Genomic DNA, 17,409 nt, shown 5'->3' on the forward strand with positions numbered 1-17,409 from the left:
ACCGAGGAGACTTATGTCCCCCGTTGGGTCCCCGCCGGCTCGCCGGCGCCCCACCCCCACACTCCGCCGCTCCACGGTCGGCGCCCTCGTCGCCGCCCTGGCCGGCACCCTGCTCGCGGTCGTCCCCACGACCGCGGCCCAGGCCGCCGAGACCCTCCTCTCCCAGGGCAGGACGGCCACCGCCTCCTCCCTCGAAGGGTCCGTCTTCCCCGCCTCCGCCGCCGTCGACGGAGACCTCGGCACCCGCTGGGCCAGCCAGTGGCAGGACCCCCAGTGGCTCCAGGTCGACCTCGGCGCCAGCCGGCAGCTCAGCCGGGCCGTCCTCACCTGGGAGGCCGCCTACGGCAAGAGCTACGAGATCCAGGCCTCCGACAACGGCACCGACTGGCGCACCGTCACCGCCGTCTCCGCCGGCGACGGCGGCATCGACGAGGTCGCCCTCTCCGGATCCGGCCGCTACGTCCGCATGAACGGCCTCACCCGCGGCACCGGATACGGCTACTCCCTCTGGGAGTTCCAGGTGTACGGCTCCACCGACGGCACCGGCCCGACGCTGCCCGGCGGCGGCGACCTCGGCCCCAACGTGCACGTCTACGACCCGTCCACACCCGGCCTCCAGGCCAAGCTGGACGCCGTCTTCCAGGAGCAGGAGTCCGCCCAGTTCGGCGCGGGCCGCCACGCCTTCCTCCTCAAGCCCGGCACGTACAACGGCCTCAACGCCCAGCTCGGCTTCTACACCCAGATCGCCGGCCTCGGCGTCCGCCCCGACGACACCACCATCAACGGCGACGTCACCGTCGACGCCGGCTGGTTCAACGGCAACGCCACCCAGAACTTCTGGCGCGGCGCCGAGGGACTCGCCCTCAACCCGGTGAACGGCACCGACCGCTGGGCCGTCTCCCAGGCCTCCTCCTTCCGTCGCATGCACGTCAAGGGCGGCCTCAACCTCGCCCCCAACGGCTACGGCTGGGCCTCCGGCGGCTACATCGCCGACTCCAAGATCGACGGCCAGGTCGGCAACTACTCGCAGCAGCAGTGGTACACCCGCGACAGCTCCATCGGCGGCTGGTCCAACAGCGTCTGGAACCAGGTCTTCTCCGGCACCGAGGGCGCGCCCCCGACCGCCTTCCCCGAGCCCCGCTACACCACCCTCGACACCACCCCGATCTCCCGCGAGAAGCCGTACCTGATCTGGCAGGACAACCAGTACAAGGTCTTCTCCCCGGCCAAGCGCACCAACGCCCGCGGCACCACCTGGGCCAACGGCACCCCGCAGGGCGAGACCATCCCGCTCAGCCGGTTCTACGTCGTCAAGCCCGGCACCACCGCCGCGACCATGAACCAGGCCGTCCGCCAGGGCCTCCACCTGCTCATCACGCCCGGCGTCTACCACGTCGACCGGCCCATCGAGATCGACCGAGCCGGCACCATCGTGCTCGGCCTCGGCCTCGCCACGATCATCCCGGACAACGGCGTCGCCGCCATGAAGGTCGCCGACGTCGACGGCGTCCGCCTCGCCGGCTTCCTCGTCGACGCGGGCCCGGTCAACTCCCCGGTCCTCCTGGAGATCGGCCCCCAGGGCTCAGCAGCCGACCACGCCGCGAACCCGACGACCGTCCAGGACGTCTACCTCCGCATCGGCGGCGCCGGCCCCGGCAAGGCCACCACCAGCATGGTCGTCAACAGCGACGACGTCATCGTCGACCACACCTGGGTCTGGCGCGCCGACCACGGCGAGGGCGTCGGCTGGGAGACCAACCGCGCCGACTACGGCGTCCGCGTCAACGGCGACGATGTCCTCGCCACCGGCCTCTTCGTCGAACACTTCAACAAGTACGACGTCGAGTGGTACGGCGAGCGCGGCCGCACGATCTTCTTCCAGAACGAGAAGGCGTACGACGCCCCCAACCAGGCCGCCATCCAGAACGGCACCACCAAGGGCTACGCCGCCTACCGCGTCGACGACTCGGTGAACACCCACGAGGGCTGGGGCCTCGGCAGCTACTGCTACTACAACGTCGACCCCACCATCCGGCAGGACCACGGCTTCAAGGCCCCGGTCAAGCCCGGCGTGAGGTTCCACAGCCTGCTCACCGTCTCCCTCGGCGGCAACGGCCAGTTCAACCACGTCATCAACGACATCGGCGCCCCCACCGAGGGCACCGCGACCATCCCCTCCACCGTCGTCCACTTCCCGTGACGACCCGCCGGGGCGCGCCGCCCGCCGCCGCGCCCCGGCGCTCCCACCCCTTCCGGGCGGCGACCCGTCCCGCCGCGCCGCCCGGAAGGGCAACCTCTCTCCCCCCCCCCGCGCCCATTACGGAGCCGCCATGCCCGCGCACACCCCCGCAGGAACCCCCCGGCGCCGCCGCACCCGCACCACCGCCTCCCTCGTCTCCCTCGGCGCCCTGCTCGCCGCCTCCCTCACCGCCCTCACGGCCGCCCCCGCCTCCGCCGCCGAGACCCTGCTCTCCCAGGGCAGGACCGCCACCGCGTCCTCCACCGAGGGCGCCGCCTTCCCCGCCTCCGCCGCCGTCGACGGCGACCCCGGCACCCGCTGGGCCAGCCAGTGGAGCGACGGCCAGTGGATCCAGGTCGACCTCGGCCGCACCGCCGCCGTCAGCCGGATCGTGCTGAACTGGGAGGCCGCCCACGCCACCGCGTACGAGATCCAGCTCTCCGACAACGGCACCGACTGGCGCACCGTGAAGTCCGTGACCGGCTCCGACGGCGGCACCGACGAGATCGCCGTCTCCGGCACAGGACGCCACGTCCGCCTCCAGGGCGTCACCCGCGCCGGCGGATACGGCCTCTCCCTCTGGGAGTTCAAGGTCTACGGCGAGGAGGGCGGCACCCCGCCCCAGGGCGGCGGCGCCGTCCGCGTCACCGGGAGCCAGGGCAACTGGCAGCTGACCGTCGGCGGCCAGCCGTACACCGTCAAGGGCGTCACCTGGGGCCCGGCCGTCGCCGACGCCGGCCGCCACATGCCCGACGTGAAGTCGCTGGGCGTCAACACCATCCGCACCTGGGGCACCGACGGCTCCACCAAGCCGCTCCTCGACGCGGCCGCCGCCCAGGGCATCCGCGTCATGAACGGCTTCTGGCTCCAGCCCGGCGGCGGCCCCGGCTCCGGCGGCTGCGCGAACTACGTCACCGACACCACGTACAAGACGAACATGCTGAACGAGTTCGCGAAGTGGGTCCAGGAGTACAAGTCCCACCCGGCGACCCTCATGTGGAACGTCGGCAACGAGTCCGTGCTCGGCCTCCAGAACTGCTACTCCGGCACCGAGCTCGAAGCCCAGCGCAACGCCTACACGAGCTTCGTCAACGACGTCGCCAAGAAGATCCACACCATCGACCCCGATCACCCCGTCACCTCGACGGACGCGTGGACCGGCGCCTGGCCCTACTACAAGCGCAACGCCCCCGACCTCGACCTGTACTCCATGAACGCCTACGGCGACCTGTGCGGCGTCCGCGAGGACTGGGAGCAGGGCGGCTACACCAAGCCGTACCTCATCACCGAGACCGGCCCGGCCGGGGAATGGGAGACCCCGAAGGACGCCAACGGCGTCGCCGACGAGCCCACCGACGTGCAGAAGGCCGAGGGCTACACCCGCGCCTGGAACTGCGTCACCGGCCACCGGGGCGTCGCCCTCGGCGCCACCGTCTTCCACTACGGCACCGAGCACGACTTCGGCGGCGTCTGGTTCAACCTGCTGCCCGACGGCCTCAAGCGGCTCTCGTACTACGCCGTGAAGAAGGCGTACACGGGCAGCACCGCCGCCGACAACACCCCGCCCGTCATCACGAACATGACCGTCACCCCGTCCGGATCCGCCCCGGCCGGCGGCGAGTTCACGATCCGCGCCGACGTCCGCGACCCCGACGGCGACGCCGTCACCACGAAGGTCTTCCTCAGCGGCAACTACGCCAACGGCGACAAGCGGCTCCTGGAGACCCCGCACCGCCGCAACGCCGACGGCTCCCTCACCGTCACCGCCCCCGAGAAGCTCGGCGTGTGGAAGGTGTACGTCCAGGCCGAGGACGGCCGCGGCAACGCCGGCATCGAGGCGAAGTCGATGAAGGTCGTCGCCCCGCCGGTGGGCGGCACCAACCTCGCCCAGGGCCGCACCACCACCGCCTCCTCCTTCCAGGCGTCCTACGGCGACTGCCCCTGCCCGGCCGGCAACGCCACCGACGGCAACCCGAACACCCGCTGGGCCAGCGACTGGGCCGACCCGCAGTGGATCCAGGTCGACCTCGGCTCCGTCCGCGCCTTCTCCCGCCTCCAGCTCGTCTGGGACCCGGCCTACGCCCGCGCCTACGAGATCCAGGTCTCCGACGACGGCCGGAACTGGCGCACCATCCACACCCAGACCGCCGGCAACGGTGACATCGACACCATCGAGGCGGCGGCCACCGCCCGCCACGTCCGCCTGCACCTGACCGCACGCGGCACCGGCTGGGGCTACTCCCTCCACGAGTTCGGCGTCTACAGCTGACCGGCCCGCACCACCCCTTCCTCCCACCCCACTGAGGAGATCCCCATGAGATCGAGTCCGAAGCGGCTCTCCGTACTCCTCGTCAGTACGGCCCTCATCGCCGGCGCCCTCGGCATCGGCACGATGGCCCAGGCCACCGACCCGGCCGTCGGCATCCCGCCCGCCGTCGCCGCGGCCGCGAACCACGTCGGGCACCGGATGGCCGCCTCCACCCAGGCGTCGGGCGACGACGCCGACGGGGACGGATACATCCCCGCCGTCCCGCCGGTCACCGGCGTCACCCCGTCCCAGCAGGTCCCGCCCCCGGCCTACCACCACGAGTTCCAGGCCGGCTGCTCCGTCACCCACACCGCGCCGGACGACCCGATCGTCTACCCCGGCCAGTTCGGCAAGTCCCACGACCACACCTTCATGGGCAACACCTCGACGAACGCCGCCAGCACCACGGCCTCCCTCTACGGAGGCGCCACCACCTGCAAGGCACCCGCGGACGCCTCGGCGTACTGGATGCCCTCGCTCTACAACGGCGACCGGAAGATCCTGCCCGTCGGCCCGCAGGTCATCTACTACAAGGCCGGCGTCACCGACTACCGCAGCGTGCGCCCCTTCCCCAAGGGGCTCCGCTTCGTCGTCGGCAATCCGATGCAGACCGAGCAGGAGTTCCGTGCCCACAAGGGGTTCGTCGAGGGCTGGGAGTGCGGTGACAGCTTCTTCAACACCGACATCCCGGCGAGCTGTCCGAGCCGGCCCGACGTCCAGCTCAACCTGCGCATGCAGGCCCCCAGCTGCTGGAACGGCCTCCACCTCGACACCCCCGACCACCAGAGCCACATGGCGTACCCGGTCGTGAAGCCCGGCACCAACGACAACATGTGCCCGGCCTCCCACCCGGTCGCCCTGCCGATGATCGAGTTCAAGATGGCGTGGCCGGTCAACGGCGACATGAGCCGGGTCCGGCTGGCCAGCGGCCGCGGCTACTCCTTCCACTACGACTTCTTCAACGCGTGGGAGGAGCGCACCCTCAAGGCCCTGGTCGACCACTGCATCAACGGCGGCCTCCAGTGCGACACCCGAGGCTTCGACCTCTACCGCCCCGAGCGCGGCACGGTGCTGGACGCCGACCACCGCCTGCCCTGATCTTCGTCCACCCCGCACCGGGGCGGCCCGGACGCCCGTCGCGGCGCCCGGGCCGCCCCCGCGCGGCCTCCAGCCCGGAGTTCCCATGCCTGCCCACGACCGCTTCCCCGCCGACGACGCCCTGATCGCCCGCCTCCCGCCCGACTTCCGCATCGGCGCCGCCACCTCCGCGTACCAGATCGAGGGCGCCGCCGCCGAGGACGGCCGGACCCCCTCCATCTGGGACACCTTCTGCCGCGTCCCCGGCGCGATCGACAACGGCGACACCGGCGACACCGCCTGCGACCACTACCACCGCATGCCCGAGGACGTCGCCCTCATCGCGGACCTCGGCCTCGACACGTACCGCTTCTCCGTCTCCTGGCCGCGCGTCCAGCCCGGCGGGCGCGGCCCGGCCAACCCCCGGGGGCTCGCCTTCTACGACCGGCTCGTCGACGCGCTCCTCGGCCGCGGCGTCACCCCCTGGCTCACCCTCTACCACTGGGACCTTCCCCAGGAACTCCAGGACGCCGGCGGCTGGCCCGAACGCGACACCGCCCACCGCTTCGCCGACTACGCCGCCCTCGTCCACGACCGGCTCGGCGACCGCGTCACCCACTGGACCACCCTCAACGAACCGTTCTGCTCCGCGATCCTGGGCCACGTCGAAGGCGTCCACGCCCCCGGCGGACGCTCCCTGGCCGACGGCGTCGCCGCCGTGCACCACCTGCACCTCGCCCACGGCCTCGCCGCCCGACGACTGCGCGCCGACGCCCGGCGCCCGCTCGACCTCGCCGTCACCCATCTGCTCGGCACCAGCGCCCCCGCCACCGACAGCCCCGCCGACCGCGAGGCCGCCCGCCGCGCGGACGCCTTCGGCTTCCGCTTCTACCTCGACCCGATCCTGCGCGGCGGCTACCCCGAGGACCTGATCGCCGACCTCGCGGCCCACGGCGTCGACATCCCGGTCCGCGACGGCGACCTCGACGCCATCGCCACCCCGATCGACACCCTCGGCGTCAACTACTACCGGTCCCTGCGCAGTTCGGGAACCGACGAGCACGGCGCCACCACCGACGCCCAGGGCAGGCCGGTCACCCGGAACCTCCCGCACGGCGGCCTGCCCGTCACCGGGCTCGACTGGGAGGTCATGCCCCACGACCTCACCGCCCTGCTGCTGCGCATCGCCCGCGACTACCCCGGCACCCCCCTGGTCGTCACGGAGAACGGCGCCGCCTACGACGACGTCCCCGACGCCCGCGGACACGTCGACGACCACGACCGCACCGCCTACCTCTCCGCCCACCTCGCCGCCGTCGCCCGTGCCCGCGAGGCGGGCGCCGACGTCCGCGGCTACCTCGCCTGGTCGCTCCTCGACAACTTCGAGTGGGCGTACGGCTACGCCCAGCGCTTCGGCCTCGTCCGCGTCGACTACGCGACCCAGACGCGCACCCCCAAGCGCAGCGCCCAGTGGCTGCGCGACACGGCCCGCCGGGTGCGCGGCACGGCCTGAGGGCGGAATTGCGGGCGGTCGGGACGGGGCGGACGATGAGACGAGAGGGGGCCGAAGGAGTGACGTCATGGCCGAAGACCGGGGCGACCCGCACGCCGCCTGGACCGAACGACTGCTCAGTCTCGGCTCCGGCATCCCGCCGGTGGAAGCCAGGGCGTTCGTCCGCGACCTCTACATCCACGCCCAGGCCGACCTCGACGAGGAACGCGCCGAGGCCGAGGCGGCCCGCGAGGAGTAGACGCGCGGCGCGAGCGGTCACGCCGAGCGTCGGGCGCGCGCCTCGGGCGCAGGGGAGCCGGGCACGCGTGGGAGTCAGGCACGGGCGCGCACGGAGTCAGGCCCGCCCGGGTCAGGCGCGGAGCGCCCGCGTCAGGAGGAGCGCGCCGGAGAGCGGCACGCCGATCGAGAAGACCCCGATCACCAGCAGCTCCACCGGGCCGACCCGGCCGGCGGCGAGCAGCAGCCCGCCGAGGAGCAGCAGCACGGGTACGGCCGTGGCCGTGGCCGTACCGATCCGCTTCTGCCGGGCGTCCCACAGCGGCGTCCTCCAGAGCAGCGCGAGCCCGATCGCCAGGACCAGCGTGCCCGCGAACGGGGAGCCGAGGATCAGCAGGCCGCCGAGGGCGGGGAGGAACGCGATGACGCGGGCGGCCGGACGCCCGGCGAGCGGGCCGGCCGGCACGGCGCCGACGGCGGTGGCGGTGGCCGCGGTGGTGGACGTGCCCTCCTCCGCGAGCGCGGAGGCGGCCACCGTACGGGGCTCGCCCAGCTCGGCGAGGACGGTACGGACCGCGTCGTCGTCGCGGGCCTCGCTCACCTCGATGTGCTCCCGCAGGTCCGCGAGGAGTTCGGCCCGGCGCTCGGCGGGGAGGTCGGCGGTCTCGCGGGCCACGGAGTCGAGGTAGGCCGCGACGAGCGGGTGGTCGATGGCGTTCATGCGGTGTCCCCCTGCGGGTCGTTGAGGAAGTGGTCGACGGCGTCCCGGAAGTGCGGCCACGCCCCGGCGAACTCGGTGAGCGCGGTCCGGCCGAGGGCTGTCAGCGCGTAGTAGCGGCGCGGCGGCCCGCTGGGGGACTCGCGCAGCTCGGTGTCGACCAAGCCCTCCCGCCGCAGCCGCGACAGGAGGGGGTAGATGGTGCCCTGGCTGGTGGTCATCACGCTCACCGAGGCGAGCTCGGCGAGGAGTTCGACGCCGTACTTCGGCTCGTCCCTGAGCAGCGCGAGGACGCAGTACTCGAGCACGCCCTTGCGGAGCTGGCTGGGGACCCTTCCTCCGGCGTCTTCGTTCTTTGCGTTACCAGGAACCATGCAATGCAAGATAGCGTCGAAGGGTGGCGCCGACAAGCGGCGACCCGACGGGAACCGGCCGCTCCGGCCGGACGTGTTACGGGGGACGGTGCCGAGACGAGGGGAGACGCGGTGACCGCGAACGCGACCAGGATCGACGGGGACACGCTGGTGCTGGGGGACGGGGTGCGGGTCCGCTTCATGCGGACGCTGCGGCTGCCGGAGACCGGCACCCACCGGCTGCCGCCGGGCCTCGGCAGCTTTCCGCTCCGCCGGGTCGAGGACTACCCCGACACCGTGCCCGGGCCGTGGCGGGCCAAGGGCGGCGTGATGCTGCCCGTCTACCTCCGCGAGGCGATGTGGCTGAGTTTCGCCGGCAGCCCGGAGCCCACCGCGCTCCAGGTCGGCGTCGGAAAGGTCTGCGCCGTCTCCGGCGAGAAGTGGACCGGGAAGCTCTCCCGCCGCCCGCAGAACTACGTGGTGCTGCCCCGCCAGCCGTGGCTCGACGGCATCAACTCCGGCCAGGGCACCGTCCGCCAGTTCGTCGCCGTCCCGCTCGGCATGGGCGCCACCGTCGAGGGCCAGGTCACCGGTGAGGAGACCGTCGGCGGCCTCCAGCTCCAGGCCTTCCCGCTCCGCCCGAAGCTCCGCGCCGCCTGGCGCGAGGAGCAGCGGCGCCTCGCCGAGGAGCGGGCCCGCCGCCTCGCCGCCGCGCCCCCGTCGTTCGGCGGCTACGGCGGCCCGCCGCCCATGGCGATGGCCGCACCCGCGGGCCCGCCGCCCGCCGCGGCGGCCATGGGCATCGGCGCCGGCGGCACCATGCGGCAGGAGGTGTACCGGGACGACCGAGCCTCCCGCGACTGGTCGGACACCCCGGCGGCCCGCGTCTTCGTCCACCTGGTGACGCCGCCCGAGTGGCGCCGCATCACCGGCGAGGAGCCTCCGCCGTCGCCCGCCGACCGCGCCGCCTACACCCGCGCGGGCCTCCCCTGGTACGACTACGACGACCCCGACGGCACCGACCTCGCCCCCTCCGACGCCCTCGCCGACGTGAAACCGGTGGGGGAGTGGCTGGGCGACGACCTCGACCCGTGGACCCCGCCGGCGCCGTGGCAGGTCGAGCCGGTCGGCCCGCCGCCGCCCCCGCCGGGCGCGCCCGTCGCCGACGGCGACTGGTGAACCCGCGGGGCGGGTCTCGGTACGGGGCGGCCGCCCCGGTCGCACCGGCCGCCCGTGACGGGACCCGCCCGCACGGCCCCGGTACCGGCACGGTACGAATCGTTCCGTGAACGACTCGACCCGCCCCGCCGCCACCCCCGCGACCATCCGCGTCTTCATCGCCCTCGCGCCGCCCGACGACGCCAAGGACGAGCTCGCCCGGGCGCTGGCGCCCGCCTACGCGGCGTACCCCGGGATGCGCTGGAACCGGATCGAGGACTGGCACGTCACCCTCGCCTTCCTCGGCGAGCTCCCGGCGGCCGTCGTGCCCCGCCTGTACGCGCCGCTCGCGGAGCTGGCCGCGGAGCGCGGGCCGCTGGAACTCTCGCTCCGCGGGGGCGGACAGTTCGACTCCCGGGTGCTGTGGAGCGGGATCGCGGGCGACGTCCCCGGCCTGCACCGGCTCGCCGACGACGTACGGGAACGCGTCAAGGAGGCGGGAATCGCCTACGAGGGGCGTCCGCTGCGCCCGCACCTGACCCTGGCCCGGGCCCGCCGGGGCGACCTCGCCGGCGTGCCCGCGGCGGTCGGGGTGCTCGACGGCTTCGAGGGCCGCCCGTGGCCCACCGCACGGCTCCACCTCGTCGGCAGCGACGACGCCCGAGGCCCGGCGCCGGTCCGCTACCGGGACATCGACTCCTGGCCGTTCACGGGAACCGGGGCCGCGGGCGGAGCTCAGGCCGCGGCCGGGGGAACCTGAGTGGGGGCCGGGAGGTGGCCCTGGGCCTGAGCCGGGGCCCGGGCCGGGGCCGAGGCCGAGGTCGGGGTCGGAGCCAGGAGCAGGGGCGAACGAGGCCGGGACCAGCACCGGCACCCGGGCCGCGCCCCCCCGTGCTTCAGGGGGCGGTGATCAGTCGGCTCAGGCGGCTCGCGAGCCACGGGCGGGGGCCGCCGGCCCGCATCCGGCCCAGGGCGATCGCCTTCCAGATCGGCAGCCGGCCGAAGGAGACGAGCAGGAAGGCCGTCGGCGACGCCACGATCCGGCAGTCGTACGCCCGCGGCCCCGGGTCCCGGGTGACGCTGGCCGCTCCGTCCGCCACGTCGACGGCGAGCCGTGGACCGCCCTTCAGGACCAGGTCGAAGGCGATCCGCACCCCCTTCGCCCTCTCCGCGTCCACCGCGAGCGGCATCATCGTCACCATCGCCTGCCCGATCACCAGCGAGGCCTCCGCCGGGGCGATGGTCCACGGCCGGCGGGCGCCCCGCGCGATGTCGAGCCCGTGCACCAGGGTCTCGCTGAGCACCAGTCCCGTCGCCGCCGAGAGCGGGACGGTGCGCCCGGGGCCGTACCAGGGGGCGGGGACCGGCGTCTCCGGCGCGAGACCCTCCGAGTCCCGCAGGAAGGCCGCGCCGCGCTCGGCGAGGATCGCACCGAGGCGCTTGCGCTCCTCCCCGGCGATGAGCCCGACGGACAGCGCGTTCACCGCGGCGATCCGCTCCCCGAAGGACCCTTCGCCGCCCGCGAGCAACCCGTCCCAGTCGACGCCCCCGTCTCCGGTCACGGCGGACCGGTACGCGAGGTACACGGCGGCGAGGTGTGCGCCGACGTCCCCCACCGACCACACCGGGAGCCCGGACGGCGCCTCCCACTCGTCGATCCCGTCGGCCGTTTCCACCAGGCGCGCGATCGCGCCCTCCAGCGCGGCTCGCGTCCGCGCGTGCTCCGCGACCGGATCGAACGCCGTGACGACACCCATGCGACTTCCCCCCCGAGGCTGTGGACGGCCCCGCACGTTACCGTCCAGTAGCGTCGTGCGACAGCCCCCGCGCCTCAGGAACCGGACCCCGCCGGCCCAGCGGCGCGACGCGAAGGGGCCGGCCCGGCGGACGCGAAGGGTGCGCCGGGCCCGTCACCGAGGCGCGTCGGCGGAACTCCCGCAACGCACCGAGCCGTTCCGCCCGCCGGCGTTCCCCTCTCGCACTCCCCCCGCACGCCGCGGCGAGGCCCGCGGTGAGGGGGGACCCGCGGGGGCCGACCGACAGGCGGATACGCTCACGCGACCTTGGAGCCTGGCCACCGGCGCGGGGAGGTCCGGCCGCCCGCCCGAGAAGGAGAGACCGCGCATGACCCTCGTCGCCCTCGTCAACCCCAACACGGACCGGGCCACGACCGCGATGATGGCCGCGATCGCCCGCCGCACCCTGCGCCCGGAGGACGGCTACGAGGTCCGGGGCGTCACCGTCGCCGCAGGCCCGCCGATGCTCGTCGACGAGGATCTGCTGCGCGCCTCGGTCCGGCACGTCCTCGACGCCGCGGACACCCTCCTCGCCGGCCCGGACGGCCCCGAGGTCGCGGCCCTGATCGTCGGCGCGTTCGGTGATCCGGGCGTCGAGGAACTCCGCGCCCGCACCCCCGTCCCCGTCATCGGCATCGCCGAGGCCGCCCTGCGCGAGGCCGGCGCCGACGGACGCCGCTTCGGCATCGCCACCACCACCCCCGGCCTGGCCGCCGCGATAGACGCCCGCGCCGCCCGCCTCGGCTGGTCCGCCCAGTACACCGGCGTCCGGCTCACCCCCGGCGATCCGCACCGGCTGGCCGCGAACCCCGGCGAGCTGACGGAACGCCTCGCCGAAGCCGTGGACCGCTGCGTGCGGGAGGACGGCGCCGAGGCCGTCGTCATCGGCGGCGGCCCCCTCGGGGAGGCCGCCGAGGCCCTCCGCGACCGCTTCCCGGTCCCGGTCGTCGGCCCGGTCCCCGCCGCGAGCCGCGAGGCCCTCCGCCTCCTGCGCCACGCCGGATGAACCGGACGGCGGGGCGCCGGCGGACCGCCGCCCGCGCCCGCCCGACGGAGCTCAGCCGGCCAGCTGCTCCTCCAGCGCCGCCAGCTTCCGGTAGCAGGCCAGCACCTGCGCGACGGAGGAGTTCGGCTCGCGGCCCTCGCGGATCGCCGCGACGAACTCGCGGTCCTGGAGCTCGATGCCGTCCATCGACACGTCGACGCCGCTCACGTCGATCGGCTCGTCCCCGCCGGTGAACAGGTCGTCGTAGCGGGCGATGTAGGTGCCGGTGTCGCCGATGTAGCGGAAGAAGGTGCCCAGCGGGCCGTCGTTGTTGAACGACAGCGACAGGGTGCAGAGGGCGCCGTTCGCCGCCTGCAACTGGATCGACATGTCCATCGCGATGCCGAGCTCGGGGTGGACCGGCCCCTGCAGGGCGTTCGCCCGCACGATCGGCGAACCGGTCTGGTACGCGAACAGGTCCACGGTGTGCGCCGCGTGGTGCCACAGGAGGTGGTCGGTCCACGAGCGCGGCTGCCCCAGGGCGTTGAGGTTCGTCCGGCGGAAGAAGTACGTCTGCACGTCCATCTGCTGGATCGAGAACGCGCCCGCGTCGATGCGCCGCTTCACCCACTGGTGGCTGGGGTTGAAGCGCCGGGTGTGGCCCGCCATGGCGACGAGCCCGGTGCGCTCCTGCGCCGCCACGCACGCCTCGGCGTCGCCGAGCGAGTCGGCGAGCGGGATCTCGACCTGCACGTGCTTGCCCGCCTCCAGACAGGCGAGGGTCTGCGCGGCGTGCAGCTGGGTGGGGGTGGCGAGGACGACGGCGTCGACGTCGTCCATCGCGAGCACCTCGTCGAGGGAGCCGACGGCGCGGCCCACGCCGTGCTCAGCGGCGAACTTGCGCGCGCGTTCGAGGCCGCTGCTCACGACGGCGGCCACCTCGACGCCCTCGATGCGCCGCAGGGCGGCCGCGTGCTTCGCGCCGAAGGCGCCGCCGCCGGCCAGGGCGATCCGCAGGGTCCGGTCGTCAGTCATGTCACTCCTTCTCGGCGGGCGCTTCGGCCCGGGGGCGGTTCTCCAGGATGAGGTGGCCGACGGCGGTGTTGGACGCCGGCACATGGTAGAAGCGGTGCTCGACCCCGACGTCTCCCGTGCCGTCGACGTCGCTCAGCGCGCCGCGCGCGATCAGCCACATGACCAGCTCGATGCCCTCGGAGCCGGCCTCCTCGACGTACTCCAGGTGCGGCACCTCCGCCAGGCCGACCGGGTCCTCGACCAGCCGGTCGAGGAAGGCGTTGTCCCAGGCCCGGTTGATGAGCCCGGCGCGCGGCCCCTGGAGCTGGTGGCTCATGCCGCCGGTACCCCACACCTGCACCCTGAGGGGGCGGTCGTACGACTCGATGGCCTTGCGCAGCGCCCGGCCCAGCCGGAGGCAGCGGGCGCCGGAAGGCACCGGGTACTGCACCACGTTGACGTGGAGCGGGATCACCTTGCAGGGCCACTCCTCGACGTCGCCGAACATCAGCGACAGCGGCACGGTCAGTCCGTGGTCGACGGCCATCTCGTTCGCGAGGGTGAGGTCGAAGTCGTCGCGGATGAGGGAGTGCGCGAGGTGCGCGGCCAGGTCGGGGTCGCCCTCGACGGCGGGCACGGGCCGGGGCCCGTACCCCTCGTCGGCGACGGGGTAGGAGGCGCCGGTGCCGAGCACGAAGGTCGGGACGAGCGACTGGTCGAAGGCGCTCGCATGGTCGTTGTAGACGAGGACGACGACATCGGGCAGGTTCTCCCGCATCCATGCCCGGGAGCGCTCGTACCCCGCGAACACCGGTCTCCAGTAAGGCTCTTCGGACTTCCCGTGGTCCATCGCCGCGCCGATCGCGGGGACGTGCGAGGTGAAGACGGCGCCGGTGACCGTGGCGCGGCCGGACGCGGCGGCGGGCGCGTGGGACGCTTCGAGGACGGCGTGGTCGATGCGGTTGCCCTCCACGGACCGGCCGCCGGCCGCCATCATGGCGCGGTACTCCTCCTCGGTCATCCCGGTCATCGAGCCGGCCATCTGCTGGAACGAGAAGCCCAGCGTGGCGCCCCACTTGGCGAGGAAGTAGATGTTGCCGCCCTCGCGCACGGCGGCGTTGAGGTCGCGGTCGAGCAGCGCCCGCTTCTGTTCCTCGCGCAGCGGCCAGGCGTCCAGGTAGGCGCGCTCGTCGGCGAGGTACGCGGCACGGTTCTCCGCCGTCATCAGCGACATGCAGAACTGGTTGAGGTGGTATCCCCTGGCCGACTGCTCGGCGTCGAAGATCGTCGTCCCCGGAACCAGCTTGTAGCTCTTGTCCAGCGGCATGCCGGAACCCCTCTCGCGGGTCAGTCGGTCTCGGGCCAGTACAGGCGGGTCGGGTTGTCGACGAGCAGCTTCCGCCGGAGCTCCGGTGTCGGCGCGATGTGCGGGACGAAGTCGACGAGCAGTCCGTCGTCGGGCATGTGGTCGGTGAGGTTGGGGTGCGGCCAGTCCGTGCCCCACAGGACACGGTCCGGGAACTCCTCGACGACCCGCCGGGCGAAGGGGACGACGTCCCGGTAGGCGGCCCGCTTCCCGTCGAGGGCCGGCGGGCCGCTCACCGACAGCCGCTCGGGGCACGTCACCTTGCACCAGACGTCGGGGCGCGCCCGCAGGAAGTCCAGGAACGCCTCGAAGTCCGGCCCGTCCGGATCCTTCGCGGTGTCGGGCCGCCCCATGTGGTCGACGACCAGGGGCACGGGTATCGCCAGCAGGAAGTCCCGCAGGCCGGGCAGGTCGGCCGCCTCGAAGTAGACGACGACGTGCCATCCGTACGGCGCGACCTTCCCGACGACGTCCAGCAGGTCACGTCGCGGGGCCGCGTCGACGAGCCGCCGGACGAAGTTGAACCGCACCCCGCGCACGCCCGCCTCGTGCAGCTCCCGCACCTCGGCGTCGGAGACGTCGGGCCGCAGCGTCGCCACGCCCCGCGCGCGCCCGCCGGAGGCCCGGAGCGCGTCGACCATCGCGGAGTTGTCGGCGCCGTGGCAGGTGGCCTGCACCACGACGGTGCGGGAGAAGCCCAGGTGGTCGCGGAGCGCGAACAGCTGCTCCTTGGACGCGTCGCACGGCGTGTACTTGCGCTCGGGCGCGTACGGGAACTCCCCGCCCGGCCCGAAGACGTGGCAGTGCGCGTCGACGGCGCCCTCGGGGAGCCGGAACGCGGGGCGGCTGGGCCCGGCGTACCAGTCCAGCCAGCCGGGGGTCTTCTCGAAGCCGGTCATCGTCCGTCCTCGTACCGCAGCCCCAGCCCGGCCAGCGGGGCACGCATCCCGTAGAGGTCCAGGCCGAGCTTCCCGGCCCGGAACTGCGCCCGCTTGCCCTCTTCCGCGGCCTCCCGGGCGGCCGACGCGGCGGCCACCTCCGCGGCCCGCGCGCGCGGCACGACGACGACGCCGTCGGCGTCCGCGACGACCACGTCGCCGGGCAGGACCAGGGCGTTGCCGCAGACCACGGGCACGTTGACGGAGCCGAGCGTGGCCTTGACCGTGCCCTTGGCGTTCACCGCGCGGGAGAAGACGGGGAAGTCCATCCCCTCCAGGTCGGCGACGTCCCGGACCCCGCCGTCGATGACGAGGCCCCGGCAGCCCCGGGCGCGGAAGGAGGTGGCGAGCAGCTCGCCGAAGAAGCCGTCCTCGCTCTCCGTCGTGCAGGCCGCGACGACGACGTCGCCGTCCCGGATCTGCTCGGCGGCCACGTGGAGCATCCAGTTGTCGCCTGGCTGCAGGAGCACGGTCACGGCCGTGCCGCACATCCGGGCCTTCGGGTAGACCGGGCGCAGATAGGGCCGCATGAGCCCGACCCGGCCCATCGCCTCGTGGATCGTGGCGACTCCGTACCGCGACAGGGCCGCGACGGCTTCCGGGTCGGCCCGTTCGACGTGCGTGCGGACGACGCCGATCTCGGTGTGTTCCATGGGTGTTCTTCTCCCTGGGGGCGGTGGTCAGCGGCCGGCCGCGGCGAGGCGGGCGGCGAGCCGGGGGTAGACGCGCAGGGCGTTGCCGGAGTACACGGCGGCGCGTTCCGCGTCCGACAGGTGCGGGGTGGCGTCGACGTACCGCTTGGTGTCGTCGAAGTGGTGGCCGGTGCGCGGGTCGACGTCGCGGACCGCGCCGATCATCTCGCTGGCGAAGAGGACGGACCGGCTGGGGACCACCCGCGTGAGCAGGTCGACGCCGGGCTGGTGGTAGACGCAGGTGTCGAAGAAGACGTTGTCGAGCAGCGCTTCCGGATCCGGCCGGCCCAGGGCCAGGGCGAGACCGCGGAACCGGCCCCAGTGGTACGGGACGGCGCCGCCGCCGTGCGGGATCACGAACCGCAGCGTGGGGAAGTCGGCGAACAGGTCGCCCTGCACCAGCTGCATGAAGGCGGTGGTGTCGGCGTTCAGATAATGGGCGCCGGTGGTGTGGAACGCCGGGTTGCAGGAGGTGCTGACGTGGATCATCGCCGGGATGTCGTACGCCGTCATCGCCTCGTACAGCGGGTACCAGCTGCGGTCGGTCAGCGGCGGCGCGGTCCACCGGCCGCCCGACGGGTCGGGATTGAGGTTGACCGTGACCGCGCCCAACTCCTCCACCGCCCTGGTCAGTTCGGGAAGGCAGGTGGCCGGGTCGACGCCCGGCGACTGCGGCAGCATCGCGCCCGCCGCGAACCGGCCCGGGTAGAGGGCGGTGACCCGGTGCACGAGGTCGTTGCAGATCCGCGCCCACGCCTCGGAGACGGCGAAGTCGCCGATGTGGTGGGCCATGAAGCTGGCCCGCGGCGAGAAGACGGTGAGGTCGCTGCCGCGCTCGTCCATCAGGCGCAGCTGGTTGCCCTCGATCGCGGCGCGCAGCTCGTCGTCGGTGATGACGAGGTCGGCCGGGTCCGGGACGGGGCCCCCGCCCTCGGCGGCAACGATCTGCCGGTCGCGCCACGCGGCGAGCTGCGGCGGGGCGGTGGTGAAGTGACCGTGACAGTCGATGATCATGGGAAGCCTCGCAATCGTGCGG

General features: G+C 73.7%; 16 protein-coding genes. 8 read left to right on the top strand and 8 right to left on the bottom strand.

The window, feature by feature from the left end; all coding sequences use genetic code 11:
- Positions 1-13: 13 nt before the first annotated feature.
- The 5 genes from ACFZCF_RS15005 to ACFZCF_RS15025 all read left to right on the top strand — a co-directional run bounded on the left by ACFZCF_RS15005 (position 14) and on the right by ACFZCF_RS15025 (position 7,375).
- On the top strand, positions 14-2,200 hold the full coding sequence (locus ACFZCF_RS15005; RefSeq protein WP_391286787.1) for a discoidin domain-containing protein: 2,187 nt from the start codon (positions 14-16) through the stop codon (positions 2,198-2,200).
- Between the two features lie 130 nt (positions 2,201-2,330).
- Complete coding sequence (locus ACFZCF_RS15010; RefSeq protein WP_391286788.1) at positions 2,331-4,508, top strand: discoidin domain-containing protein; 2,178 nt, start codon at positions 2,331-2,333, stop codon at positions 4,506-4,508.
- 45 nt (positions 4,509-4,553) lie between these two features.
- A complete protein-coding gene (locus ACFZCF_RS15015; protein WP_388447845.1) occupies positions 4,554-5,645 on the top strand; it encodes a DUF1996 domain-containing protein in 1,092 nt (363 codons plus the stop codon).
- Between the two features lie 85 nt (positions 5,646-5,730).
- Positions 5,731-7,137: a GH1 family beta-glucosidase gene (locus ACFZCF_RS15020; protein ID WP_391286789.1), complete on the top strand. Its 1,407-nt coding sequence runs from the start codon at positions 5,731-5,733 to the stop codon at positions 7,135-7,137.
- A 67-nt stretch (positions 7,138-7,204) separates the two neighbouring features.
- Positions 7,205-7,375, top strand: a complete 171-nt coding sequence (locus ACFZCF_RS15025; RefSeq protein ID WP_388447840.1) for a hypothetical protein — start codon at positions 7,205-7,207, stop codon at positions 7,373-7,375.
- A 111-nt stretch (positions 7,376-7,486) separates the two neighbouring features.
- Here ACFZCF_RS15025 and ACFZCF_RS15030 read toward each other — a convergent pair whose 3' ends face one another.
- A complete protein-coding gene (locus ACFZCF_RS15030) occupies positions 7,487-8,074 on the bottom strand; it encodes an HAAS signaling domain-containing protein (RefSeq protein WP_391286790.1) in 588 nt (195 codons plus the stop codon).
- Positions 8,071-8,445: a helix-turn-helix transcriptional regulator gene (locus tag ACFZCF_RS15035; protein WP_391286791.1), complete on the bottom strand. Its 375-nt coding sequence runs from the start codon at positions 8,443-8,445 to the stop codon at positions 8,071-8,073. Before ACFZCF_RS15035 ends, ACFZCF_RS15030 begins: the two co-directional genes overlap by 4 nt.
- A 111-nt stretch (positions 8,446-8,556) precedes the next feature.
- Between ACFZCF_RS15035 and ACFZCF_RS15040 the strand changes: the two genes are divergently transcribed.
- Together ACFZCF_RS15040 and thpR are read left to right on the top strand one after the other, a co-directional pair.
- Positions 8,557-9,603 (top strand): hypothetical protein, encoded by a 1,047-nt coding sequence (locus ACFZCF_RS15040; protein ID WP_391286792.1) that lies wholly within the window; start codon positions 8,557-8,559, stop codon positions 9,601-9,603.
- A gap of 106 nt (positions 9,604-9,709) precedes the next feature.
- Entirely contained in the window at positions 9,710-10,342 is a 633-nt protein-coding gene (thpR, locus tag ACFZCF_RS15045) for an RNA 2',3'-cyclic phosphodiesterase (protein WP_391286793.1), read from the top strand.
- Between the two features lie 136 nt (positions 10,343-10,478).
- Here the strand turns inward: thpR and ACFZCF_RS15050 are convergent, their stop codons facing one another.
- On the bottom strand, positions 10,479-11,339 hold the full coding sequence (locus ACFZCF_RS15050) for a maleylpyruvate isomerase family mycothiol-dependent enzyme (RefSeq protein ID WP_391286794.1): 861 nt from the start codon (positions 11,337-11,339) through the stop codon (positions 10,479-10,481).
- Positions 11,340-11,706: 367 nt separating this feature from the next.
- On the opposite strand from ACFZCF_RS15050, the gene ACFZCF_RS15055 reads away from it, so the two are divergent.
- A complete protein-coding gene (locus ACFZCF_RS15055; protein ID WP_391286795.1) occupies positions 11,707-12,384 on the top strand; it encodes an aspartate/glutamate racemase family protein in 678 nt (225 codons plus the stop codon).
- A 51-nt stretch (positions 12,385-12,435) separates the two neighbouring features.
- Here the strand turns inward: ACFZCF_RS15055 and ACFZCF_RS15060 are convergent, their stop codons facing one another.
- Genes ACFZCF_RS15060 through ACFZCF_RS15080 form a run of 5 tightly spaced genes read right to left on the bottom strand, consistent with a single transcriptional unit; the run spans position 12,436 to position 17,387 of the window.
- A complete protein-coding gene (locus ACFZCF_RS15060) occupies positions 12,436-13,398 on the bottom strand; it encodes a Gfo/Idh/MocA family oxidoreductase (RefSeq protein WP_391286796.1) in 963 nt (320 codons plus the stop codon).
- A gap of 1 nt (position 13,399) precedes the next feature.
- Positions 13,400-14,704 (bottom strand): protocatechuate 4,5-dioxygenase subunit alpha, encoded by a 1,305-nt coding sequence (gene ligA / locus ACFZCF_RS15065; RefSeq protein WP_391286797.1) that lies wholly within the window; start codon positions 14,702-14,704, stop codon positions 13,400-13,402.
- Positions 14,705-14,724: 20 nt separating this feature from the next.
- Complete coding sequence (locus ACFZCF_RS15070; protein WP_391286798.1) at positions 14,725-15,642, bottom strand: amidohydrolase family protein; 918 nt, start codon at positions 15,640-15,642, stop codon at positions 14,725-14,727.
- Complete coding sequence (gene ligK, locus ACFZCF_RS15075; protein WP_391286799.1) at positions 15,639-16,334, bottom strand: 4-carboxy-4-hydroxy-2-oxoadipate aldolase/oxaloacetate decarboxylase; 696 nt, start codon at positions 16,332-16,334, stop codon at positions 15,639-15,641. Before ligK ends, ACFZCF_RS15070 begins: the two co-directional genes overlap by 4 nt.
- Before the next feature lie 27 nt (positions 16,335-16,361).
- Positions 16,362-17,387 (bottom strand): amidohydrolase family protein, encoded by a 1,026-nt coding sequence (locus ACFZCF_RS15080; protein WP_391286800.1) that lies wholly within the window; start codon positions 17,385-17,387, stop codon positions 16,362-16,364.
- Positions 17,388-17,409: the final 22 nt, after the last annotated feature.

It is taken from the genome of Streptomyces sp. NPDC007945 (genome assembly GCF_042958885.1).
Lineage (GTDB): Bacteria > Actinomycetota > Actinomycetes > Streptomycetales > Streptomycetaceae > Streptomyces.